A 24,235-nucleotide genomic window follows, 5' to 3' on the forward strand; every position below is an offset into this window, starting at 1 on the left:
AATGAGTGGACAAAAAGTACATACTCGCCTGACAGATCCTGTCTTAACCCAATTTGCGTTGGGCTACAAAAATGCCGCCTTTGTTGGCGAAAAATTATTGCCGATTGCTGAAGTGCCGAAAGAAGGCGCACGCTTGCCGCAATTTGGCAATGAAGCCTTTGTGGCGGAAGAAGATGAACGTGAATTACACGCAGCAAGTAACAAAATTACCCCAGTCAAAGTAACTCAAAAAACCATTGAGTTAGTCGAACACGACCTTGCTCACCCGATTGACTATCGTGAGGGCAAAGAAGCTGACTTCGCTTATGAGCAATATGCGATTTCTGTGGTGCGTGAAAAAATGATGTTAAATCACGAAAAGCGTGTTCACGCCTTAGTCAGCAATGAAGCAATTTACGGTTCAAACAACAAAATTGTGTTATCTGGTACAAGCCAATTCAGCGACACAACCTCGGATATTTTCGGCGTATTTGATGATGCGTTTGAAAAAGTGCGTAAACAAGCGGGTGTTACAGTAAACCAAATTGTGATCCCTTCTAATGTTTGGGCTGTACTACGCAAACACGACAAAATTGTTGAAATTTTGAAACGTCGTGGTATTCAGCGATTAACACCACAACTTTTTGCGGAAATGTTGAAAGATGAAGGTCAAGAGTTAGAAGTCAGTGTAGGTCGTGCTACTTACCGTGCCACACTCGATGCCGAGCCGACATCCATTTGGGCAAATGATATTGTGATGGCGTATGTGCCGAAAGCTCGTGCAGATGGCTCTCACGCAATGTATCAGCCTTCATTTGGTTATACCTTCCGCCGTCAAGGTTCACTTGTGGTAGATAAATATGACGAAGTTGGAGGCAAAGTCTATAACGTGCGTTGTACTGATATTCACAAAGAACACGTTTTAATGCCAAGTTCAGGCTTCTTAATTAAATCAGCAGTCTAGCCCCCTTACCCCCTTTTTTCAAAGGGGGAAATGAAACATTGTTACACATACTGAAAAGGAAACGATATGAGAGAACGTCAAATGATTGTCGCTATTGTAGTTGGATCAGCCATTATCCATAACGGTAAACATTATCAAATCGGGGATGAAATTGAAGTCACCGAGCAAGAGTATCATCAAAACTCTCTTTATTTACAGCCAAAAGACGAAGCGATTAAAGCTCGTCAAGAGGCTCAAGCAGAAGCTGAAGCTAAAGCAAAATCTCTTGCCGAAGAAGCTCAAGCAGAAAAACAAGCATTGCAAACCGCTTTAGCCGAGGCTCAAGAAGCCCATACCAAAGCGGAAGCCTTAGCCAGTGAAAATGGTTTACGAGCAGAAGAAGCTGAAGCTCGTATCAAAGAACTCGAAGCTCAATTAGCTGAGAAAGAGAGCGAAATTGCAACGCTTTCTGCAGAATTGACCGCTTGTAAAGCAGAAAAGCCAAAATCAGCTAAAACGAAAGAGGCTTAGCAATGTACATCACCGCTGATGAGTTAATTGGCTCTTTTAGTAAGCAGATCTTAGTTCAACTCAGTAATGACGACCACAGAGCGACTGAAGTGAATATGGCTGTGGTGGAACAGGCAATTCAAACGGCTTGTGAACGTATTGATGCATCACTGCGTAGCCGTTATGCCTTACCCCTTACTCAAGTGCCAACAATGATTAACTCGCACGCCTTGTACCTTGCTCGTCACTGGCTTTACGCTCGCCGTGCAGAAATGAAAATGCCTGAAACGGTGAAAGACACCTACGCTCAAGTGATTAAAGAGCTAGATGCCATTGCTAAAGGTACGTTACATCTTGGTTTAGCCAATACAGAAGATGTGAGTGAAACAGGCGATTTATTGCCTGACGTGGGCGAATATGCGGTGCGAGCCAAACAGCAAATAGATACAGGGGGTTACTAATGTCTGCCACCTTGCCGATTTTGACCGAGTTTGAAACTCGCTTGAAAACGCAGTTTCCCGATTGGGATATTCAGCTAATGCCTGATGACCCTAGCCATTATTTTCTGTCGCACCCAAACGGTGCGGTATTGATTAGTTATGCTGGGTCAAAATTTAGCGAGCCACGCTCTACGTCGGTGATTACGCAAACTCGCAAGGTGCATATTGTCTTTACGGTGTTAAGTCGCAACTTGCATAACGACTTTGGTGCTTTGCAGTTTTTAGATGAGTTACGGCTTTCCGTAGTTGGCTTTCAACCGATAGACTGTACGCCAAGCTGGCTAGTTGAAGAACAGTTTGATGAGCAAGACAGCGGTGTGTGGATTTACCAGCTGGTTTTAGCCACAGAAACGTTGCAAATTCAACGGCTACAAGCGGTCGATTTAGAGCCGAAATTAACCACGTTTATTGCTAGACAAGAGCATCAGCCCCTTGATGTCCGTTTAAAACCCAAATCATAGGAGAATATTATGTCTCAATTCCATCATGGTACAGAAACCAAACGAGTTAAAGGCGGTTCTGTACCTGTTCATACCGTCGATGGTGCTATTATCGGTATCGTCGGCACTGCCGCTGTTGGTGCAGTGAATGAGCTGAAATTGTGTATGACCAAAAAGGATTTTGCACAATTCGGCAATGTGTTAGATCGTGGCTATACCTTGCCAGATGCCTTAGATATTATTAGCCGTTATCAAGCAGGGCAAGTTTATGTGGTCAATGTGCTAGACCCAGCTAAACACCGCACGACGGTTTCAAGTGAAAATTTAACCTTAGATAAAGACCGCCTAACCGCAACCTTAGCATACGCTGGAGTGATTGAATTAAGTCTTAGTCATAGTTCAGGCTCGCTGACAAGTGGGCAAGATTACACCGCCGATTTATTGACAGGTGAAATCAAGTTTCATCGTATGTTAGAAAATGTGACTGCGACTTATACCTATGCAGACCCAACTAAAGTCACGGAAGCGGATATTAAAGGTGCGATTGATACAGGCACAGGCAAACGTACAGGCTTTGAAATGTTGCGTGCTGGTTTTAACTTGTTTGGTAGTGATGCCAAGATTTTACTCTGCCCACACTACGACACTCAAGCAACAATGGCAACGGCACTAGAAACCCTAGCAAGCCAACTCAATGCGATTGCTTATATCCAAGCTCCACAAGGCACAACCCTTGCAAAAGCCTTAGCAGGACGTGGCACGGAAGGGCAAATTAACTTCAAGACTTCAAGTGACCGTACACATTTATTCTTCCCACACGTTGTGGGTGAGCGTAATACCCTTGAAAGCCTTGCGACCCACGCTGCAGGTTTGCGTATGCGAACGGACGTTGATTTCGGCTATTGGTTCTCAACATCTAACCGTCAATTAAAAGGCGTGATTGGGGTTGAAATTCCGCTGACCGCTCGTGTTGATGATATTCAATCAGAAACCAACCGCTTGAATGCGGTGGGAATTACGACGGTATTTAACAGCTATGGCACAGGCTTCCGCTTGTGGGGTAACCGCCTAGCTAATTATCCAACGGAAACCCATATTGTCAATTTTGAAGTGGTACAACGTACTGCAGACTTAATTGATGAATCTCTTCGTCGTGTAGAGTTGCAATTTATTGACTTGCCGATTGATGATGCCTTGCTAGATTCATTGTTAGGTACGATTGAAACCTATATGGGTACATTACGTTCTATTGTTGGTTTTGAAGTCTGGCTTGATCCTGATGCGGATTTGGTTGATGCCTTTAGTAAAGGCAACGTGCCGATTAAATATAAGTTCACACCAAAAATCCCAGCGGAACGCATCACGAATACGTCTGAAGTGACTCGTGAGTTCTTAATTAATTTAACCAGTCGTGGAGGTAATTAATGAGTGCAATTATTCATCAAGTTGATAATGCCAACGTCTATCTCAATGGCGTGAGTTTTATCGGTAAAGCCAAAAGCGTTAAATTGCCAGAGTTTAACCCTGTGATGGTTGAGCATAAAAATTTAGGTTTAGTCGGCACAATCAATTTACCGTCAGGGGTGGAAGCCCTTGAAGGTGAAATTGTCTGGGACGGCTACTATCCTGAAGCAATGGCTATCGCCCTGAATCCGTTCAAAACTGCACAGTTGATGGTGCGTGGCAATGTACGGGTATTCAATGCCACAGGTAGAGTTGCTGAAGTACCGTTAGTTGTTATCATTAACGGCAGCTTCAGTAAAATTGGCAACGGCGAATACAAACAAAATGAAGCTGCAGAATATGCGATGACTTATAAAGCACATAGTATTAAGGCAACCATTGATGGTAAAGAAGTGCTGTACTACGATGCCTACAGCAATAAATATAATGTTGCAGGGCAAGATATTTTGCAGAAATACCGTAGCAATATCGGCAGTTAATTTCACATAGTGAAAATAAATTGCAAAAAAACAGTTGCAAGCGGTCGGTTTTTAGGCTAGACTTGCAACTGCTCTCAAAAAGCATTTTACCATACGGCTGCACACCGTAATTCGTGCTATTTTTTTACCTAAATTTTGAGCATCAGAGTAACTCGATTACCAGAATGCCCCTTAGGTGAAATCACAACTTAATTTATCAATGGTCGGCGGTGCGAGGAATATAACACCGCAAGGGAATAACTCCGCTGTTTATGGTACAGTTTTGAGCCGCCGACCACCCTACTCAAAATAGGGCTTCTTTCAGAAGGAATACCATATGCCAATTACAACCTTTCAAGGCGTAATCGCTAATCAACCCTCAATTCTCGTAAACGCTCGTGAGCTACATACTCGCCTACAAATAGGTAAGGACTTTTCAACTTGGATCAAAGATCGTATTACAAATTACGGTTTTCAAGAAGGTTTGGACTTTTCCCCAATTTTGGGGAAAAGTAAAGGCTTGTTCGGAAGGCCAGCAGTTGAATACCATATAACCCTCGATATGGCAAAAGAACTTTGCATGCTTGAGCGTTCCGAGCTCGGTCAAAAAGCCCGCCGTTATTTTATCCAAATGGAAAAAAAAAGCATTGCAAGCCCGCCAAACTGCCTTACCTGCCCCAACTGCACAGTCAGACTATATTCAGATTAGTAAAGATAAATACATCGCCTTGCTGGAAAGGTTGGTAGGTGATATAGAAACTGCACCGCCTGTCCGCTATGGTCGCAAGCTGAATGCCAAAGAAAAACAACACATCCTTGAGCTACACGCCCAAGGTTATTTAGTGCCGGATATTATGAAGCAAACCGGACGCTCCGAATCTGCCGTGCGTACCACGATTATCAAACAACGTGCATTAAAGGGAGAGTAGGAAAATGACTAATCCACAAGCTTTATTGCAACTCCACGCAGATAAACTTTGCGACAGCTTACAACATATCCAGATTTTACCGAGTATTCTTCGTTGGCAAAGTGCCGAATATGAACGCACGGCGAATGTTGAAAAGATGGATGTAATGAGTGATTTGGAAATGCTTGCCAATCTATTTGAAAGCAAGATTGGTGATTTGATGAGTGCCAAAGAGAATATTGAGCAGATCTTGTTTGATATTGAGGTGGCTAGAGGAAATCTTTAAAGTAGTTTAAAATCAACCCATAGCTAAAAACCGTAAACTCCTTAGTGAAGTTAAACAATAACCCACTAAGGAGTTTTTTATGTCAAAAAAAGTAGAAGTTTTATCGGACGGTAAAATCACGCTCTCACGCCCATTAATGTTATCCGATGGTTCAACGATTGAAACACTAGAATTGCGTGAACCTGAAGTACGAGATTTTCGTATTGCAGCTCAGCAAGGAAACAATAATGTAGATCGTGAAACGATTGTTGCTGCTCGTTGTTGTAATTTAGTAGTCGAAGATATGGATAAAATGAAATGGAAGGACTACGTCAAAGTACAAAAATTTCTTTTCGGGGAAGATGGTTCAGACGGAAACACTGAATAGCATTCTTGCTGATTTGGTTTGGTGGTTTGGGTTAAATCTTAATGATTTAGACAGAATGAAAATTACTGAAGTGAACGATTGGCTAAAACAAGCCAACCGTCAAAAGAAAGCAGGTTATACCCGTTTATGATGCTCAATGAGGGTAGAAATACCCTCTATGATTGCTCCTAGGATAACCCCAAATGCTGTTAGAATATAAGAGAAGCCCATACCAACGAATCCCCAAACTAGCACTGTAAAAAGCGTTGCAACGACAAAACCCAATATCAAAGCGAGCAATCCCATATCGCTATGTAGGTAAGAAAGCGCTGGAATATAAAGTGAAATGATAATCCAACCTGTAAATGCAATCATTCCTACCGCAATAACGGCTTTTGTCACATTTTCAAATGTTTTCATACTTCCTCCTATTTAAGTCCAATTTTTACACAGGATAACTGAAATGGCAAATGAATTAGCAATAGGTTTAGTAATTGGAGCTACTCTTCGAGGTGTGGGTTCAGCTTTCGGAGAAGTAACCAAACATATCACCAATTTAAACACTCGAATTAGTATTGCAGAAAGACAACAACAGCGGTTAGGAAGAACAATAAGTCGAGCATTTTCTGATTCAAGTCGCGATGTTGGCACATTAAAAAAACGCTATGACCAACTGGGTGAAGCAATTAAAAAAGCAGAAAAGAGCCAGATTAAATTAAATCAAGCTCTTTCAGCTCAAAAAAAACACTCTGAAAAACGTCAAGAAATTAGAGGACAATTTTTTGAAACTGGTGCTCACGCTATGGCAATGGGGATGCCTGTTTGGTCATCTATTAAGACATATATTGACCAAGAAGAGTCACAAAATAATCTTAAAATTGCAATGATGAAAGCAGACGGGACATTTGGTCAGTTTAATGAAATAAGCAAAATTGCTGGCGATTTGGGGCGAGATTTGCCAGGGACAAGAAAAGATTTTTATAACCTAGCTCAAGCATTGAAAAAACAAGGGATCTCTGACCAAGTTTTGTTAGGTGGGGCTCTAAAAACTTCTGCAGAACTTAACGTGCTATTAGATATGGATCAGTTTGCTGGAGGTGAATTTCTTGCAAAATTTATTGAATCACACGGATTAAAAGAAAATGAACTTGGTTCTGCAGCCGACTATTTACAGCGAGCTATGTTTGCTGGTGGTTTAAGCAAAGAACAAATGTATGAATCAATGAAATATTATGCCCCTAAACTAAACTCTCTAGGATTAACTGGGGCAGATAATACGGAAAAAGTGCTTGCAATAGAAGCCCTAGCAGGACAAAGGGGGCTAGAAGGTTCTACATTTGAAACTGGGTTTAATATGATGCTAACCCGAATGAATAAAGGTCCTGAGATGTTACGTCAAGCCAAAAAGGGAATGAAAGCAGAGGCAAGAGAAATGCTTGATTCCGTTGGGATTGAATTTAACTTTTGGGATAAGAAGGGTAAATTCAAAGGCATTGAAGGTATGCTCTCTGAAATGGAGAAATTTGAAAAAATCCGAGCGAAGTATGGAGATAAGGGCGTTGATTTAGTAGCTAATGAGCTTTTTGGTATTGAAGGTGGGCGACTTGCAGATATTCTTGCTCAAAAAGGTAAAAAAGGTCTGGAAGAAATGCTCACAAAAATGCGAGAGCAAGCAAGCCTTCAAGAGCGTATTAACCAGAAAACAGCGACACTGGGAGCTGCTTTAGAACAATTAGGTGGTGTTTGGGAAAGTGCTGTTGGTACTTTTGGTTCAGCCTTTGCTCAAGATATTAAAGAGTTTGCCAATGTTGCTCAAGCATTTATTGAAAATACCTTAACTCCTTGGATTGAGAAAAATAAAGGACTTATTAAAACAAGTATTGGTATTGTTGGTGGTTTTGTTGGTATCAAAATGGGAATACTTGCTGCTACTTATGGGTTTAATCTATTTATGAGCCCATTTAAAGCGATTGCTGTGTTTGGTGCAAAAGTAAATTCAGTCTTCAATATGATTAGATTAGCTCGTTTCGGTGGTGCTGCCACATCAGTATCTATGTTGGGAACAGCCTTTGCTAAAGCAAAAACAGCAGTAGTTTGGTTATCTAGAGCTCTATTAACTAACCCTATAGGACTAGCAGTAATGGGAATTGCAACTGCTGCCCTTTTTATTTATCAGTATTGGGAACCCATTAAAGGTTTTTTCCTTAATCTATGGACAACTATTAAGCCTTATTTTGATAATTTCAGTCAGTTTGTCAGTAATCTTTGGAATGGTATTTCAGGAATTTGGTCGTCTGTATGGGGTGGGATAAGTAACTGGTTTTCAGGCTTATGGGAAAATCTCAAGAGTTTATTTAGTGGTAACTTTTCTGCTCTTGGTAACATTATCCTTTCTTTTAATCCTCTAGCTCTATTCACTACGATTTTTACTTCAGTATTAAATTGGTTTGGGATTGATTTACCTGCAAAATTTAGCAATTTTGGTAAAAACATCATTGACGGTTTAGTCAATGGTATCAGCAATGCGTGGAATTTAGCTAAAGAAAAAGTTAGTGAATTAGGCAATGGTATTAAAGGTTGGTTTGCAGAAAAATTAGGGATCCATTCCCCTAGCCGTGTATTTAAAGGCTACGGTGTCAATGTAGTGGAAGGCTTAGTGATTGGTATGGATAAGGCTCAACCCCTTGCGACTGAAGCCAGTCAACATCTTTCCAATGCGGTGACATTTGAGCCTGTTTTAAATACGGTTGAAACGATATTTAAACCAACCTTAATCAAGGAAAAAGGCTTCTTTGGTAGTTTATGGGACGATATTCAATTCGGGGCGAATATGGTCGGCAATCTATTGGGCTTAAATCAACCTACGGATTTACGCACGCCGTCCTTTAATCCCCAAGCAAAAGACGGCGGTTTGTTTGCGGATTATCAACCCTTAAACAGAAATGAAGTCTCCAATACAGCAACAACCCATAATCAAGGGATTACGGTGCATTTTAGCCCTAATATCACGATCTCAGGTTCAGCCCCTGCCCCTGATTTAAAAGAACAGTTATTGCAAGCGTTAAATGACCCTGCAATGTTATACGGCTTGGAGCAACTGCTTAATCGAGTAAACGACCAATTTGGACGGAGAGCTTACTAATGGCAAATTACGCATTACTTGGCAATATTGCCTTTGATTTATTAAATGCCCCATCAGCCTTTGATGAGCGTCGTTCGGCAACCTTTGCAGAACACGCTGTGTTATCGGGTAAGCCGAAACTTCAGGCAATGGGCGATAATCTTACCGATATTACCTTGCAACTGAAGTTACATCATCAACTTGCCCCAGTGGAGCAACGCTATCAAGCGTTAGTTACTGCAAAAGAGAAACAGGAAGCTCTTGCCCTTGTATTAGGTTTTTCACGGTTCAAAGGGCATTTTGTGATTACAGATTTGAGTAGCTCTGTCCTATTCAGTGATGCCAAAGGCAACGCCCTTGCCCGTGAAGTGTCTGTGAGCTTGCGTGAATTTGTTGGCAATACCAGTCAGGGCTTGTTGGGTTCTGCGTTGTCGATTGGTGGATTATCTCCCCTTGCGTCTATTTTGCCGAAAGAGCTGACTCAATTTGTCAGTAAAACGGCTCAGTTAGTCAATAAAGGGGTGCAAGTATATCGCCAAGCACGGCAGGCGATTGATGATGTCCGCAATAGAGTAGCCGTTGTGCGTGCTTTAGCCCATAACCCTTTAGAAGCCTTAACACAACTGCCTACTTTATTGGGTAGCTTAGGTGCATCTACTCAAGATTTGGCTGAGATGGTGGGGCTTGGTCATAGCTTTGGCATACTTACACAAGGGATAACAGGGGCTATGCCGTTTTTAAATGGCTTGGCTGAACTGAGTGAAACCTTGCGTACCGCTCAAACTGAATTTAGTCGAGGTTTGGGGCAGAATAATTTGGGGGCGTGGTTTGATCAGGGTGTGAAGGCGATTGATGAAGCTGATGAAATTGCTCAATCAATAGCAAAACCTGCGGCACATCTAACCGCTTGGATTGCTTTACGCAGTGATACGCCACAGCTGAAGGAGAATGTTGATGGGTAGCGTAATCGAACATCAAATTAAGGCAGGTGAACGCTGGGATTTACTTGCTTATCGCTATTACGGCGATGTGGGTGAAATAAGCCGTTTAATCGATGCCAATCCCCATATTCCGTTTTGTGAAGTATTACCGATGGGACAGACATTGTTTGTGCCTGTGATTGCGGTCAAAGCCACGTCACAGGCAGATCTTCCACCTTGGATGCAGGAGTAAGCAATGCAAGTACAAACGCCTACCTTTGAGCTGTTTTACGGCAAAACGGTCATTACACATAACATCAAGCCCCATTTGATTAGTCTAACTTATACGGATTATTTAAGTGACCAATCTGATGAGCTACAAGTCACCTTTGAAGATATTGAGCAGAAATGGATTGGCTCTTGGTTTCCGACTCAAGGCGACGAACTGAAACTGCATTTAGGGTATTTGGGCGAGTCGTTAGTCGATTTAGGTTCGTTCGAGTTAGACGAAATTGATTGGTCAAAAGTCAAAGGCAGTGGTTCGGTGGTGACTCTACGAGCCTTGGCAACAGGGATTAGTAAATCTAACCGTACATTAAAGCCAAGAGCCTATGAGAATACCACCCTTGCGGACATTGTGCGAAAAGTTGCAAAAAATTTGAAACTCAATGTTACGGGAACAGTCGCCCATATCCCAATAAAACGGGTTACGCAGTATCAGGAACGAGATGTCGAGTTTTTAACTCGCCTTGCCCACGAATACCATCACAGTTTTAAGATTGTGGGTAAAACCTTAGTGTTCACCACAATGGAGAGCCTTGAAAATCGTCCACCTGTGACAGTATTGGATTTTTCGCAAGTGCTGTCGCTACGGCTTCGAGATCGTATTAAAGATGCAGTGCAAAAGGTTGAAGCGGTGGGATTGAATGCAGATAGTAAAAAAACGGTGAAATCTGAAAAAAGCAGTAAGCCTAAACGCCCCACGAAAAAGCAATCTAAAGCCAGTAATGCAGATACCTTGAAAATTGTGACTCGTGGTGAAAGCCAAGAGCAGATAAAAGCTCGTGCAGATGCTGCTCTTGCTGAACAGAATGATGACCAACAAGCAGGTAATATTCAGGTGATTGGCAATCCTAAGTTAGTCGCAGGTAATACAGTGTTATTGACAGGCTTTGGAATGTTTAGTGGCAAATATTTAATTAAATCCGCTCGTCATAGCTACACCAAAAATCAGGGCTATGTAACCGATCTTGATGTTCGAATGTTGGAATTTATTGAAGATTTACCGACCGCAAGCGGTCTGATTTAACAGGAATTTTGCAAATGAAGAAAGCTGTCGTTACCCATAACTTTGGGGCAACTTATCAAGAAGGTTTTGTGAGTCAAGTCGATCCTAAAAATCACCGTGTCAAAGTCAAAATTCCAACGTTGGAAGATTTTGAAACTGCGTGGTTGCCATTTTTTACCATCAATGCAGGCGGTAATCAGTTTTACGGGTTGCCAGACGTGGGTGAATTGGTGGCGATGATTTTAGATGCAAGGGGCGAAGGTGGGTATGTTCTTGGGGCGATTTATAATAGTGAAGATCCAACACCTGTTACAGATAGTGAAATCTGGTTACATAAATTCAAAAATGGCACGGAAATTTCTCACGACCGAAGCTCTGGCAATGTGATTGTTAAAACCAGCGGTACAGTCACCGTCACCGCTGCTCAGGCAGTGGTGAATGCCCCGACTGAAATCAACGGTGATACGGTTGTTAATGGCAGTTTACACGCCACGGGTGCAATTACCTCTGCGACCGAAGTCTCTGCGCCAAGTGTAAAACAAGGCACTGTTTCGCTCGGTTCTCACGTGCATACTGGGGTGGAAAGTGGTAATAAAACATCAGGCACCCCTAAAGCCTAGTCAATCTTTAAAGTAGTTTAAAAGCCCATCTTCATCATAGCCGTTACACTCACGGCTATGAATACACATACACTTCAACATACACATTGGCAAATTGCCCCTGAAGGCGTTGAGAGCATTCAGGGGGAAGATGATTTACACCAGTGCATTATTAACATCCTTTCTACTCGTAAAGGGAGCGATGTATTACGCCCTGACTTTGGCTCAAATCATTTTGAATATATTGATCAACCCTTCGATATTGCCGTGCCAAATATGGTTCGGGAAATTTTTGTGGCGATTGATAAATGGGAAAAACGAGTGGTAGTACAAGAAGTGCAAATTAGTGGTGAAGCACCGCATTTTTTCTTTAATGTGAAATGGTGCGTTGCTGAAGATATTGAACGTCAAATTTATGCAACGGAGTTTGATTATGGAAATAAATAGTCGTTATGACATTACCGTTGTGCCTGAAGATGTTAAGCAGATTCTTGCTGAGACTATCGCAAAATATGAACAAGATACAGGCAAAGTATTACAACCTGCTCATATTGAACGCTTGATTATCAACGTTTATGCCTTTCGTGAAATGTTGGTGCGTAAAGGGATTAACGAAGCATTTCGTCAAACCTTTCCGCAAACGGCAACGGGGATTGCGTTGGATTTGTGTGGTGAAACATTAGGTTGTCATCGCTTAAAAGACAAATCGGCTCGTTGTGTTCTGCGATTTAGTGTACAAGGTGAACACTCGTCTATTTTAATTCCTAAAGGGACTCAAGTTGCTATTACTGATGATCTGTATTTTATTACGCTAAATGATGATGTGATTACACCTTTGATTTCTTACGTTGAAATTGAAGCAGAATGTAATAAGAAAGGGCTGATTGGTAATGAATGGGAAATTGGTCGGATTAAAAATCTCAGAACATCACTTAATACGACCGCCACACTTGAAGTCACTAATATTGATAGACCTAGTGGTGGTTTAGTTGAAGAAAACGACGATGACTACCGCAAGCGGATTCTTGCAGCACCTGAAGCATTTAGTTCTTGTGGCTCTATTGCTGCTTATGACTACCATGTTAGAGCGGTGTCGCAAGATATTGCCGATGTCAATATTGCCACCCCTAAAGGTGGGCTTGTTCGTATCACAGTATTAACTAAAACAGGCTTACCCGATACACGTTTATTAAACGACATTAAAAAATATGTTAGTGCAGAGAAACTACGCCCATTGTGCGATACCGTTGAAGTGATTGCTCCGACCAAACGAGATTATCAAATTCAAGCAGAATTGATTTTACTTGATGGTTATCGTGAAGATATTGTGAAAACCAAGGCTCGTGATGCAATGCAGTTATATCTTTCAGATAAAACTAAAAAGCTCGGTATGGATATTGTACCGAGTGCCATTATTTCGGTATTGCGTGTTGATGGCGTATATGATGTGAATTTAATTTCACCGACAAAAACAATCATTGCTGAAAATGAATGGGCAAACTGTACTGCATTGCGAATCGAAGTAAAAGAGGAACGCAGTAATGGCTAAGTTAGTGTACCCCGACATCATTGTAAATGACCCTAAATATGTGGCTTTAGCGAATTTGAGCAATCAGTTAGATCATTTAAACCACGCTCAAATTATGACAACGATTGTGGAGTTATTAGGTGATGAATTTATTCCACTGTTGGCAGAGAAATAGAGTGTCACAGGCTATGACGGTGAATTTATTGCAGAAGATAACGACTCTAAGCAGGCTCTAATTCGCAATGCGATTGAATTACATCGTAGAAAAGGCACACCTAAGGCAATTCGAGATGTATTACGTTCGCTAGGTTTTGGGGAAATTGAAATAGATGAAGGGCTCAAGGACAGAATTTATGAAAATTCTAAGGTCGTCAATATACCAGCAGATGAACGTTGGGCTCATTATGCTATTCGCTTAAGAGAACCTGTCACTAATGATCAAGCAGTAAACATTCGTAAGGTTTTGAGAAATTTTGCTCCCGCAAGATGTTTATTGGCAGTACTTGATTATAAATCTGTACCGATCAGGTATAACAGTAAGGCTCGTTATAACGGCAAATATAACCACGGTTCAAATTAATTCAACAAAGGACAAAAATAGAAATGGCAGGCTTAAACGAAATAGCGAAATGGGAAAGAGAAGTCTATCAAATTGAAGAAGACGATCCTGTGCTTGGTGGTGTGAAAGGAGTGACTAACAAGCCCCTTAAGCATCTTGCTAATCGTACCTTATATTTAAAACAAGCCCTTGAAGCTGCAGGACAAAAACTGATGCCTAAAAAACTGACAGCAACCACTCGCAACATCGCTGACAGTACAGGGCATACTCACGAGATTGATCTCGCAAGTACCACAACCAAAGGACTTGTTCAACTCACCAACGACACAGGACTAGACTCTGAGTCACTGGCATTAACCGCAAAAGCAGGGAAATATATTGCTCAGTCTGTGGCACAGTTGCAACTTAGTACAACGAATGCACTCAATCAAAAAGTCAATAAAACGGATATCAGTAACGCTGTCAATTCAACATCTCAAACTACGGTGGCATCGTCGCAAGCGGTCAAAACGGCTTATGATTTAGCTAACAGTAAATACACGGCTCAAGATGCCAGCCCAACCCAAAAGGGCTTGGTGCAACTCGCCAATAACTTAACCACCAATGATGCTACAAAGGCGTTGACGGCAGCACAGGGAAAAATCTTAAAAGATGAGATTGATGGGATTGAGATTGGGGGGCGGAATTTAATTAAAAATTCTCGTCTATTAAACGACACTACCCACTGGAATGTAATTGGTGGAAGGGATGTTAGAAATGGAATCGCAGTTTTAAAAAGTTTAGATACATCGAGACAATGGTGCTGGAGGCAAACTTTTGATTTGCCTGAGAAGCAATATACATTTAGTGCTGAGGTCAAACCCGAAAGAACTGCGTTTTATCTCCATCTGTACAATGGGAAGAGCTGGGTTAATTTTCATGCAAGAAATTTGACTCCAGGCATATGGCAAAAAATATCGATTACCTTCGTCAGTGCGATAAGAAACATTTCATTCATTAATCCAGGTGAAGGGCTTATAGAATTACAAAATCCTATGCTTGTCGAAGGCAATAGAGCTATGACTTGGGCTCCAGCGCCCGAAGATTTAACCGAAGAAGCGCTTAATAGTGCACGTCAAAACTATGTTGCCAAAACTGGCGACACAATGACAGGTCCATTGAATATTAACCACGCGAATTCGTATCTCAGAGGAAAGAACAACGGCGTTGATGACTGGTTTGTTGGACGAGTCAGAAATAATGATAACGATGTTGCACTGGTATCCTACCAGTATAACACAGGTATACACCTCAAGTCCGATAGAGTTGAATCGAACAAACCTATCTATCGAGGCAATCACCTCGTGTTTGACGAAGGAAATTTGCTTCCCGTTCGACAGATTGATTTGCGTTCTATTGCTAATGGGCAAATATCTTTCCAAGATGCTACGCCTGCGCAGTTACCGCTTGGAGCTTTCGTGGGGCTATCTAAAAAATCTCACTTGAATGGTGCGGGCAATGGCTGGATGATGATTAACAAAGGCTGGCCAGATAACTCGGGAGCATTTGCTTGCAATCGTATTGGTATTTCGGGCGATAGAATACGCTTCCAAACTGCAAATAATCTTAATGCTTGGGGGAATGTAATTGAGCTGGCCAATCTCAGTGATTTTGTCTATCAAAAAATCGGCAACTTCGAAATTCGTAAATACCCTGATGGGATGATGATTCAAACCTATTTTTATGATGTAAATGATTTGAAAGAATGGGGAGAAAAGCAATTTACTTGGGCTGTCGCTTTTGCTGATAAACCTATGGTGATACCTAAAGTGGAGCATACCTATGGTATAAACAGAGATGTTGGTAGTGCTATTATGAGAAAAAGCACCAATGCTGTTTGTTATTATAAATTATATGAACACAACAGTGAGAATCAAGGTGACTGTCGAGTGCAATTTTTAGGTATTGGTCGCTGGAAATAGGAGAATACAATGACACTTTATTACAAAAACGGCTTTTATGACGACAGCCACGGCGGCTTTGTACCAGAGGGCGCTTGTGAAATTTCGGCAGAAACCTACCGCTTGTTACTTGAAGGGCAAGCTCAAGGCAAGCTAATTATTGCCGATGATGAAGGGAATCCGATTTTAAGTGAGCCACCGCCGATACCTATTGAAGAACAACGCCAGAAAATTCGTGACGCCATCAACGCCCTGCGAGATAAGAAAATCAACGGCGGTGTTTATGTGCCAGCGATTGACAAGTGGATTGATACCGATGCCACCGCCGAACGCAATATCTTGTCAGTCAAAGCGACGTTTGACCTATTCGGCGACCAAGAAATTCCGTGGACGTTCGCCGATAATTCGGTGGCAATGATTAACAAAGAGAAGCTACTGGTTATTTGGCAGGTGTTAATGGAAGCCAAGACTGGCAATCACGCCAATGCCTTGAAGCATAAGGCGATGGTGGAACAATCTGAAAATCCGCTTGAATATGATTATTCGGATGGGTGGACGCAGACTTATGAGGAATTTGCAGGAGCTGCGAATGGATAAAATCTACCTTGCACTCTACAAAGGCAATGCCAAAAACTGGCGTGAACGGCTTGAAGATTGGTTGATTAGAAAGGCAACCAAAGGACAATACTCGCATTGTGAAATTGCGATGCATAGAAGTCGAATTTACGACCATTATCACCAAGAAGAGTGGTTTGAGTGTTATAGCTCAAGCCCTCGTGATGGTGGTGTGCGTTGCAAAACTATCAACGTATCTGACCGCTCTAAGTGGGATTTGGTTGAGCTACCAAATGTGACAGAGGCTCAAATTAGATTTTACTTTGAAATAACCAAAGGTAAAAAGTATGACCTTTGGGGAGCATTGGGTGTAGTGCTTGGATTTAAGCAACGTGGAGAACGGTTCTTTTGCTCTGAATGGTGTTTTAATGCGATTTTTAACAGCGAACAGGGCTGGCGATTTAGTCCGAATCAGTTGGCTGTGATTTTAAATAAAAAGGAGATGTTGCGATAATGGAAAAAGAGCAAAATGAGTGTAAAGGGGCGGGCTATGTTTAAACAAGCCCCATTGCCTTTTATCGGGCAAAAAAGAATGTTCTTAAGAGTGCGGTGTATTTAGACTGGGGAGGTGTGGACGGCTGGGGTGGGCAAAAGTGTAATATTATTTCATTAAATGAAAAAGCGAGAATAAGAAATTATCTCGCTTTTGGGGTTGCGGTTATGTCGTGCGGTTTTACGATTATGGCATTGATAAATTCCAGTTGTATCAAATTGCTCAATACTGCGATCAACAAGTGCCAGATGGTTACGGTGGGCAAGAGCCAAGAATGGTGGCTAATTTATGGCTGACAGAACAGCGTGATGCCTATTCCGTGATTTCAGATATGGCGTCGGTTTTCCGTGCGATTGTGGTGTGGAATGGTACGCAATTAACGGCTATTCAGGATAGAAACGCCGATCCTGTCTGTACTTTTACTCAGGCGAACGTTATTGACGGTAAATTTAATCGCCAATATGTCCCGCTTAAGTCCATTTTTACCGCCGTTGAAGTGGAATACGCCGACGAACGCAACAACTATCAAAAAGCGATTGAGTATGTGGCAGACGATGCAATGATTAAACGTTATGGCTACAACGTGAAGAAAATCGTTGCGTTTGCCTGTACTTCTCGTGGGCAAGCTCGCCGTTATGGTAAATGGGTGCTTGAAACTTCTCGCTTAGAGCAATGCACTATCAGCTTTAGCGTAGGGCGTGAAGGGTTACAAGTATTACCGGGTGACATCATTGAAATTGCGGATAAATCCTATGCTAATGTCAATCTTGGTGGGCGTGTGTTGGCCATTAACGGCAGAACCGTTACCCTTGATGCCCCGATTGAAGTCGCTGGCGAAAAGTACCTAAGTTATTTAGTCAATGATAACAACGGACAGCGGTTAGTTCGTCGTAAAATTTCGCAAATTAACGCCCAAAACAAATCGCTTGTAACATTAGATAGCGAGCCAACAGGCTTACAGGTAATGGATACTTGGGCGTTGCATACCCCGTTAGTCAGTACACAACGTTATCGTGTGCTTGGCGTGGCGGAAAATGAAGATGGTAGCTACGGCATTACCGCATTACAGCACGAGCCACAGAAAGAGCGAATTGTTGATGAAGGGGCGTTTTTTGCTCCCGCGTCTGAAACGCTCTATAAAGTCGAGCCACAATTAACACACTTAGGCGTACAACCGACATTAAGCGGTGATATGAAAGTGTCGTGGGAAGTGACATCAGGTAATGGCACGGTTAAATATGACATCAAAGTCTTAAAAGACGGGAAGTTGTATCTGTTCAAACGTGATGAATCCAGTAGTGAGCTGAATCTTGCAGATTTAGCAAATGGTGAATACCAAGTCACGATTATTGCAAGAGATGCACAAGGGCGAATGCTGAGTGAAAAAGTGCAATCCTTTACGATTGACAATCCACCTGCGCCTAAAAACGTGTGGGTATCGGGCGGTTTATCTGACATTACCCTGTCTTGGGATTTTGTAGATGAAGCTACACAAACGGAAATCTGGGCAAGTTCAACCAACAACCTTGCCAACGCTGAGCGTATTGCGAAAGTGATAGCGAATATCTACACCCACAATGTAGGTCCACGTCAAACACGTTACTACTGGTTACGTCACACTCGTGGCATTAACGTGGGAGAGTGGTATCAACAACAAGGCTTAAGTGCGGAAACAGGGGCGGATATTGATGCCGAGCTTGCGTTGTTGAATGAAAAGCTAGGGCAAAATATTATTGATGAAGTCTTTGATACCGCAATGCCAGCACGCAAATTGGAGATGACTAAAACCGTTGCTCGTATTGATAACCCAACGGAAAACATTGGGTATAACCAAGTGTATAACGAAGCTGACGGCAAGTTATATGTTTGGGACGGCAGAAAATACACTGCTAAAGTACAAGCGGTTGATTTAGAAGGAAAACTTGCAAGTAGTCAATTAGACCAAGCTCTTATTACTCAACTTACGACAGCAAGCAGTACAGCCAATAATGCCTTATCAAAAGCTAACACTGTACAAAGTGCGTTAGCTCAGGAAGTCACTCAACGCACGCAAGCGATTCAAGCAGAGACAAGGGCGAGAACACAAGCCTTGCAAGCAGAGGCGACTGCTCGTGGTACAGCGGTGAGCCGATTGGAGCAAGCCGACCGTAATCAAGCTCAGTTAATCACAACTGCCACAGCCAAAGCAGATAATGCCTTGTCAGGTTTATCTGAAGAACGTCAAGCTCGTATTGCTGGGGATAAAGCACAGTCAGAACAACTGGTAGCTCTGACTTCACGCTTGGGTACGGCAGAAGCAACTATATCTAGTACCAGTCGCACAATAACAACATTAGACGGCAAAGTGCAATCAATGCACACAATCCAAGCAGTATCTATTGCGGGCAATAGAAAAGCACTTGCGGGTATCTCTTTAGGCTCAAATGGAGGAACTGAAAGTTCCGTTATTGTGATGGCCGATAAATTTAACGTTGTCAAAAATGCACGAGATGGCAACGTTAAGCCAATGTTTAGTGTTGTTAACAACAAAGTCGCTATTAACGGTGATTTGATTGCAGATGGTATAGTATCGGCTCGAATGATGGCGGCCAACTCAATCGCCGCTGGGAGTATTCAGGGGGGAGCAATTCGGGCAAATCATGTTGCGGTAGGGGAGATTTCTGCGGAAAAACTGGCTTCAGAGGCAGTCACTACCGAGAAAATTCGAAGCAACACAATCACTTCCGATAAAATTGGTGCAGGGCAAATTACCACAAATCACATGGTGGCTGGGTCAATAGATGGAAAAATTCTTCGTGCAGGGACGGTAACAGCAGATAAAGTGGTAGCTAGAGTCTCCCTACAATCACCAGTGATTCGAGGGGGGATTTTGGAAGTTGGGAGCCTTATTGGTGGTAACCTCTATGAGGTTAAATCTTTCACACCGGCTGGTCGAAATCAAATGAGCATTACGATCAAGCCTTCAATAGCACAACGATTACTGAAAATGACTTGGGATTATGGTACTGTTAGATTTTCAGGTAATTCTGCTGCTATTGGTGGTACTGGCGATTGGGTAACAAGCATAAAAAATTCAGCAGGTACTGTATCACAGCATTTAAAAGGATTTTACACGCTCGTTATCCCATCTAATACACAGGTAACGTTATCTTTAACATTTAATACCACCCGTATAATGAATCAAATTCTTGTAGAAACAGTTGTTTATTCTGGGTCAAGTTATATACAATAGGTCATACCTTATGACATAGGGGGAAATTATGAAAATCTTGTCTTCAATATCGATGATTGCTTTAGGCGTAACATTGGTTGGTTGCGGAAGTGGTGGAGGCGGTGGAGGCAGTAGTGCTAGCAATCCGCCCTCTCAAGTTCCGACAAAGACCGAACCGCAATTACCCACAACACCGCCAACATCTCAGGTTGAAAGTGAATGGAAAGCTAAGATAAGGGAGGCGAAGTTAATTAGGATCGATCATGAGACACTTAGACTTTCTGACGATGTGGCTTTTCCATCTCAGATATTTAATATGGCAGATGAGAAGCTTGGTAAGCTAGAACAAGAATTAGGGCGTAATTGGGTTCTCAAAGCCTACAACTTACCTTATTCTGCAGTTGGCTATGTATTACCAGCAGATGTCTCAACAGATGAATATGGACGTGTCATTGATAGCCGAGCGAATAATTATATGGCTGAAGTAGTTGGTGCGAGAACGGAAATATTACCAAAAGGCTCAGCGCACTATGAAGGAGTTTCTTTTGGTGCAAATTCTGAGGGTAAATTGAAGCTGTCCATAAACTTCTCAGACAAGACTATTTCTGGTTCGGTGACTGATAGAAAGCTACTTAGCACAAAAGAGGCACTAGCAGATATTAGCTTGAAAGAGGCAAATATTTCAGCTGTTGGAGAACACCATTTTTCAGGTGTTGCGGAATCCCAAGGAATACAAGGTAGCTACTATGGCTCATTTTTCGGTCCAAATGCTGAAGAAGTTGGCGGCATCATTCGAGATGATGCTGGCAATAAGTATGAAGGATTTTCTGGCACTAAATAATTTCAGCCTCTTAACGCAAAAAAACTTGATAGAAAAAACTATCGGGTTTTTCTTTTTCTAAAACAAACCAAAGGAGTCTTATATGCAAAAAGATGTGAAATAATGGTGGGTGTTTTAGATGGGGAATCTCTGTAAGTCTTTGTTTTAATTAAATAAATAAACGCCTTTTATTCGATATGTATTGCCCTTCTAAGGCGTGGGTCAAAGGTTCGAATCCTTTAGGGCGTGCCATTTAACAAATGAATCTTTTAAGTTCACCTCCTGAGTTTGATAAAATAAGCAAAACCCAGCCTATTTAAAGGTGGCTGGGTTTTGCAAGTGATGTACTAATTGCGAATTTTATTGAGCTAAACACACACCAAATTGATCCGCCAAAGATTGTAAAAATTCTGGATAGGCGTTTTTACTTAATTCAATTTTTGCCCCTAACGGATCTAATTGCCCTACTTTGGCTGATGTGCCTTTGCTTAAGCTCTCAATCACTTTTGGCGTAAATTGTGGCTCTGCGAATAAACATTGTGCTTTTTTCTGAGCAATGCTTTTCTTGATGGCATTTAAGGTTTTTGCCCCAGGTGCAACGGTTGGATTGATTGTGAATGAACCTAATGATTTCAATCCATAAGCCTCTTCAAAATAGCCGTAAGCGTCGTGGAAAGTGTAGTAACCTTTTGATTTTACAGGTTCTAACTGTTTTGCAATCTCGCTATTTTTCGTTGCCAATGTCGCTTTGAAATTTGCTAAATTCTCTGCAATTTTTGCTTTTTGCTCAGGTAGTTGCTGGCTTAAACGCTCAGCAATTTGTTCTGCGATATGTTCACTTGCTTTAGGTGATAACCAAATGTGCCAATCTTCGTCGTGACTATGTCCATCGTGACTGTGGTCGTGGTGAGCGTGATTGTGGGAATGTTTATGCTCGTGTTTGTGATCGTGTTTATGATCGTGCTTGTCTTCTTTTTCTTCACCTGAATGCTCCACAAGCTCTTTAATTGCAGGCACATCTTCAAGGGTTAAGACTTTCTCTTTTGGTAGTTTTTCAATACTTTTCTCTAAAAAAGTTTCCATCTCTTCCCCAATCCATACTACGAGCTGTGCCGATTGAAGTTGTTCAACATCAGAGGGTTTGAGGCTGTAATCGTGTGGCGAAGCACTGGTTGGTAATAGCACTTTAGTTTCTGTGACACCGTCGGTAATCGCATTAGCGATAAAACCTAGTGGTTTGACTGTGGTTAAAACATCGGCATTGGTTACTGCAGTTGCCCCCAATAATGCAAGGCTTAATAAACTTTTTTTAAACATAGAAGATCTCCTCTCAAATAAAGCGGTGAGATCTTAGCAGAATATTGCAATTAATCTATAATTTTTTTATGGTTATTAGCATTAATCACAAAAAAATAAGGACACCCAAAAGCGTCCTTATAAAACTGACGGTAAAACTACAACAACATCTTCACAATCTTATCCAATTTCACCCGTCCAAATTTTTTCAGTAATTTTTTCACTTTTTCGGGGTAATCTTTTAGCTCTTCTAAATCGCTATAATGGGTTAAGACTGTTGTATGTGTACGAATTTGTGCTAACTCACCTTGGGTCTTTTCACTCAGCTCACCCTTTGGATCAGAAATCAACACGGCATTTTCCGCATCTAATTTCCAAGCTCGTGGGTTGAGATTGTTTCCTGTAAGTAGAATATAACGTTCATCAATCCATACACCTTTTAAGTGATAGCTGTTCTTGCCATCTTTCCACAAGCGGATCGTTAATTGCCCATTTTGAATATAATGGTCGAATTTTTTGGCAAATGCTCGTAGATTTTTTTCATACAGATACGGCAAAGCGGACGCCATCGTAAATTTTTCTTCAGGTGGCGTGAAAAAGTCGTTTGCCGTTTTATCACCGACAATAATTTCAATCTGTTTGCCATTGTCTAGCAACCAAGAGATACGTTGGCTGATAGAACGTGGGAAATTGAAGTAAGGGGTGCAAATGGTTAATTTCTGTTGTACTTGGAAAAACAGTGCTTCAATCGTTTTATTCAGCGGATTTTTACGCCCTAAGCCCACTAAAGGTGAAAGCATTAGTTGAGAATGATCCATCGTTCTACCGTTAAAACGATATTCCTGTTGGCTTAATTCTTTACGAAACGTTTTAACAAGCGGTCGGATTTCAATGGTTTTTGGACGATTTGCTTGATCCAAGCGATTTACCGCTGGGTTAGTCAAAATATTCTGCTGAATAAAATTAACCCAACTGTCTGCCAGCGTTTTATTTTCTATTTGATGATAGCGGTCGTAGCGATAACGCTCAAACTGCTGTAAATAGACGTTGTTAATGCTCGCTCCGCTATAAAGCAAGGTATCATCAAACACAAAACCTTTTAGGTGTAATACACCGAAGATCTCACGTTTATTGACAGGAACGCCATAAAACGCAATCTCTTGCTCTGTCGGCAGGGCATATTGCTCTCGCATCTGGGTGTACCAATCGGCGTTTGAACTTTGGGTTGCTTCGCCAATACGTCCACGTTGCGCCCTATGCCAATCCACAAGGATTTTGATTTCCAGTTGTGGGTTAGCTAATTTCGCTTGATAGAGTGCATCTAAGATCTCTTGCCCAGCTTCGTCTTTTTCAAAATAGAGAGCGGTAAGATAAATGCGAAATTTTGCTTGTTTGATTAACGCTAAAATTTGTTGTTTAAACGCAGTGCTACTTGTTAGAAAATCCACTTTTTCTACCGCTTGGGGGATAAAAGTGAGATTATCTAAGTGGCGTTTTGCACGGGTTTGTTTGTTTAGAATAAGCATCTTATGCTCCATTTTTTCTTTACTTCGTAGATAGTTTCTACGCAGTAACACTATCCCTACTTTTCTTTGCTTCGCCAAAGAAAAGTAGGCAAAAGAAAGGCGACCCCAAGCGTTTCTTCTTCCTACGCTTGTTGCTAATTTTTGGGACGAACTTTTCAAACTCGCTTGCTTCGCAAGCTCAAACACGAAAAGTTGTCCTCAAAAATTGACGCAACCGCTTCGGCGAAACGCAGGGGAATTGAGCGAACATCTCGATCTCAACTTTGCAAAAAATTAATTAAAACTTACCGCTCGTTTGGCGGTTTGGGTTCCCTTCTGAACCGCCTGAGCGTGTTTAAATTTGTAGGAACATTTTTCTCTGAGCCAACGAAGTTGGCGAATTTAAAATGTTCCGTTAAGCAAATTTAAACTAAGCGAAGATAAGCGGTTAAGTAGGGTTGCCTTTCTTTTGGTTACTTTTCTTTGGCAAAGCAAAGAAAAGTAAC

At 41.7% G+C, this 24,235-nt stretch carries 26 protein-coding genes, 1 tRNA gene and 1 pseudogene; 25 read left to right on the forward strand and 3 right to left on the reverse strand.

The features are described from left to right. The first annotated feature begins 1 nt into the window (after position 1). The 11 genes from J1G47_RS07785 to J1G47_RS07830 all read left to right on the forward strand — a co-directional run bounded on the left by J1G47_RS07785 (position 2) and on the right by J1G47_RS07830 (position 5,985). Positions 2 to 943: a major capsid protein gene (locus J1G47_RS07785; RefSeq protein WP_012621983.1), complete on the forward strand. Its 942-nt coding sequence runs from the start codon at positions 2 to 4 to the stop codon at positions 941 to 943. Between the two features lie 66 nt (positions 944 to 1,009). Further along, positions 1,010 to 1,453 (forward strand): DUF7210 family protein, encoded by a 444-nt coding sequence (locus tag J1G47_RS07790; protein ID WP_012621984.1) that lies wholly within the window; start codon positions 1,010 to 1,012, stop codon positions 1,451 to 1,453. Between the two features lie 2 nt (positions 1,454 to 1,455). Next, positions 1,456 to 1,893 (forward strand): DUF1320 domain-containing protein, encoded by a 438-nt coding sequence (locus J1G47_RS07795; protein WP_012621985.1) that lies wholly within the window; start codon positions 1,456 to 1,458, stop codon positions 1,891 to 1,893. Next, the gene (locus J1G47_RS07800) at positions 1,893 to 2,393 is read left to right on the forward strand and encodes a Gp37 family protein (protein ID WP_149350553.1); all 501 of its coding nucleotides are present in this window, start codon (positions 1,893 to 1,895) and stop codon (positions 2,391 to 2,393) included. The genes J1G47_RS07795 and J1G47_RS07800 overlap by 1 nt, the downstream gene beginning before the upstream one ends. Before the next feature lie 9 nt (positions 2,394 to 2,402). Next, the gene (locus J1G47_RS07805) at positions 2,403 to 3,797 is read left to right on the forward strand and encodes a phage tail sheath family protein (RefSeq protein WP_207326555.1); all 1,395 of its coding nucleotides are present in this window, start codon (positions 2,403 to 2,405) and stop codon (positions 3,795 to 3,797) included. Then, complete coding sequence (locus J1G47_RS07810) at positions 3,797 to 4,315, forward strand: phage major tail tube protein (protein ID WP_012621988.1); 519 nt, start codon at positions 3,797 to 3,799, stop codon at positions 4,313 to 4,315. Before J1G47_RS07805 ends, J1G47_RS07810 begins: the two co-directional genes overlap by 1 nt. 316 nt (positions 4,316 to 4,631) lie before the next feature. After that, the gene (locus tag J1G47_RS11890) at positions 4,632 to 5,003 is read left to right on the forward strand and encodes an antA/AntB antirepressor family protein (RefSeq protein ID WP_234924154.1); all 372 of its coding nucleotides are present in this window, start codon (positions 4,632 to 4,634) and stop codon (positions 5,001 to 5,003) included. After that, on the forward strand, positions 4,942 to 5,223 hold the full coding sequence (locus J1G47_RS11895) for a hypothetical protein (RefSeq protein ID WP_234924155.1): 282 nt from the start codon (positions 4,942 to 4,944) through the stop codon (positions 5,221 to 5,223). The genes J1G47_RS11890 and J1G47_RS11895 overlap by 62 nt, the downstream gene beginning before the upstream one ends. Positions 5,224 to 5,227: 4 nt before the next feature. Beyond that, positions 5,228 to 5,488 carry a hypothetical protein gene (locus J1G47_RS07820; RefSeq protein WP_012621990.1) on the forward strand — a complete coding sequence of 87 codons (261 nt, stop codon included), beginning with the start codon at positions 5,228 to 5,230 and terminating at the stop codon, positions 5,486 to 5,488. 79 nt (positions 5,489 to 5,567) lie between these two features. After that, positions 5,568 to 5,855 carry a phage tail assembly protein gene (locus J1G47_RS07825; RefSeq protein WP_012621991.1) on the forward strand — a complete coding sequence of 96 codons (288 nt, stop codon included), beginning with the start codon at positions 5,568 to 5,570 and terminating at the stop codon, positions 5,853 to 5,855. Further along, positions 5,830 to 5,985: a GpE family phage tail protein gene (locus J1G47_RS07830; RefSeq protein WP_012621992.1), complete on the forward strand. Its 156-nt coding sequence runs from the start codon at positions 5,830 to 5,832 to the stop codon at positions 5,983 to 5,985. The genes J1G47_RS07825 and J1G47_RS07830 overlap by 26 nt, the downstream gene beginning before the upstream one ends. On the opposite strand, the gene J1G47_RS07835 is transcribed toward J1G47_RS07830, so the two are convergent. Then, a complete protein-coding gene (locus J1G47_RS07835; protein ID WP_012621993.1) occupies positions 5,970 to 6,254 on the reverse strand; it encodes a hypothetical protein in 285 nt (94 codons plus the stop codon). The two genes, J1G47_RS07830 and J1G47_RS07835, sit on opposite strands and share 16 nt — an antisense overlap. Positions 6,255 to 6,297: 43 nt before the next feature. Between J1G47_RS07835 and J1G47_RS07840 the strand changes: the two genes are divergently transcribed. From J1G47_RS07840 to J1G47_RS07905, 14 genes and pseudogenes are all read left to right on the forward strand, one after another. Further along, the gene (locus tag J1G47_RS07840; protein WP_207326556.1) at positions 6,298 to 8,976 is read left to right on the forward strand and encodes a phage tail tape measure protein; all 2,679 of its coding nucleotides are present in this window, start codon (positions 6,298 to 6,300) and stop codon (positions 8,974 to 8,976) included. Continuing rightward, on the forward strand, positions 8,976 to 9,917 hold the full coding sequence (locus J1G47_RS07845) for a phage tail protein (RefSeq protein ID WP_160403312.1): 942 nt from the start codon (positions 8,976 to 8,978) through the stop codon (positions 9,915 to 9,917). The genes J1G47_RS07840 and J1G47_RS07845 overlap by 1 nt, the downstream gene beginning before the upstream one ends. Next, on the forward strand, positions 9,910 to 10,128 hold the full coding sequence (locus tag J1G47_RS07850; protein ID WP_021110043.1) for a tail protein X: 219 nt from the start codon (positions 9,910 to 9,912) through the stop codon (positions 10,126 to 10,128). The genes J1G47_RS07845 and J1G47_RS07850 overlap by 8 nt, the downstream gene beginning before the upstream one ends. A gap of 3 nt (positions 10,129 to 10,131) precedes the next feature. Continuing rightward, the gene (locus J1G47_RS07855; protein ID WP_012621997.1) at positions 10,132 to 11,184 is read left to right on the forward strand and encodes a phage late control D family protein; all 1,053 of its coding nucleotides are present in this window, start codon (positions 10,132 to 10,134) and stop codon (positions 11,182 to 11,184) included. 14 nt (positions 11,185 to 11,198) lie between these two features. Next, entirely contained in the window at positions 11,199 to 11,783 is a 585-nt protein-coding gene (locus J1G47_RS07860) for a phage baseplate assembly protein V (protein ID WP_012621998.1), read from the forward strand. 57 nt (positions 11,784 to 11,840) lie between these two features. Beyond that, positions 11,841 to 12,209, forward strand: coding sequence for a GPW/gp25 family protein (locus tag J1G47_RS07865; RefSeq protein ID WP_012621999.1), 369 nt, complete (start codon positions 11,841 to 11,843; stop codon positions 12,207 to 12,209). Next, a complete protein-coding gene (locus J1G47_RS07870; protein ID WP_026917001.1) occupies positions 12,196 to 13,311 on the forward strand; it encodes a baseplate assembly protein in 1,116 nt (371 codons plus the stop codon). The genes J1G47_RS07865 and J1G47_RS07870 overlap by 14 nt, the downstream gene beginning before the upstream one ends. After that, a pseudogene (locus J1G47_RS07875) lies at positions 13,304 to 13,870 on the forward strand (phage tail protein). Before J1G47_RS07870 ends, J1G47_RS07875 begins: the two are co-directional and overlap by 8 nt. Positions 13,871 to 13,893: 23 nt before the next feature. Next, complete coding sequence (locus tag J1G47_RS07880; RefSeq protein ID WP_160416317.1) at positions 13,894 to 15,810, forward strand: tail fiber protein; 1,917 nt, start codon at positions 13,894 to 13,896, stop codon at positions 15,808 to 15,810. 9 nt (positions 15,811 to 15,819) lie between these two features. Next, positions 15,820 to 16,386 carry a DUF4376 domain-containing protein gene (locus tag J1G47_RS07885; RefSeq protein WP_160416318.1) on the forward strand — a complete coding sequence of 189 codons (567 nt, stop codon included), beginning with the start codon at positions 15,820 to 15,822 and terminating at the stop codon, positions 16,384 to 16,386. After that, positions 16,379 to 16,858, forward strand: coding sequence for an enoyl-CoA hydratase (locus J1G47_RS07890; protein ID WP_160403310.1), 480 nt, complete (start codon positions 16,379 to 16,381; stop codon positions 16,856 to 16,858). The genes J1G47_RS07885 and J1G47_RS07890 overlap by 8 nt, the downstream gene beginning before the upstream one ends. 211 nt (positions 16,859 to 17,069) lie before the next feature. Beyond that, positions 17,070 to 20,129: a phage tail protein gene (locus J1G47_RS07895; protein WP_207326557.1), complete on the forward strand. Its 3,060-nt coding sequence runs from the start codon at positions 17,070 to 17,072 to the stop codon at positions 20,127 to 20,129. A gap of 28 nt (positions 20,130 to 20,157) precedes the next feature. After that, positions 20,158 to 20,949 carry a factor H binding protein domain-containing protein gene (locus tag J1G47_RS07900; protein ID WP_207326558.1) on the forward strand — a complete coding sequence of 264 codons (792 nt, stop codon included), beginning with the start codon at positions 20,158 to 20,160 and terminating at the stop codon, positions 20,947 to 20,949. 160 nt (positions 20,950 to 21,109) lie between these two features. Then, positions 21,110 to 21,180 (forward strand) — tRNA-OTHER (locus J1G47_RS07905). A 108-nt stretch (positions 21,181 to 21,288) separates the two neighbouring features. Here J1G47_RS07905 and znuA read toward each other — a convergent pair. Continuing rightward, complete coding sequence (znuA, locus tag J1G47_RS07910) at positions 21,289 to 22,245, reverse strand: zinc ABC transporter substrate-binding protein ZnuA (RefSeq protein WP_005713881.1); 957 nt, start codon at positions 22,243 to 22,245, stop codon at positions 21,289 to 21,291. Positions 22,246 to 22,382: 137 nt separating this feature from the next. After that, positions 22,383 to 23,750 (reverse strand): CDP-diacylglycerol--serine O-phosphatidyltransferase, encoded by a 1,368-nt coding sequence (gene pssA / locus J1G47_RS07915; protein WP_112063203.1) that lies wholly within the window; start codon positions 23,748 to 23,750, stop codon positions 22,383 to 22,385. Between the last annotated feature and the right edge of the window lie 485 nt (positions 23,751 to 24,235).

The sequence above is a fragment of the Glaesserella parasuis genome (genome assembly GCF_017352235.1).
Lineage (GTDB): Bacteria > Pseudomonadota > Gammaproteobacteria > Enterobacterales > Pasteurellaceae > Glaesserella > Glaesserella parasuis.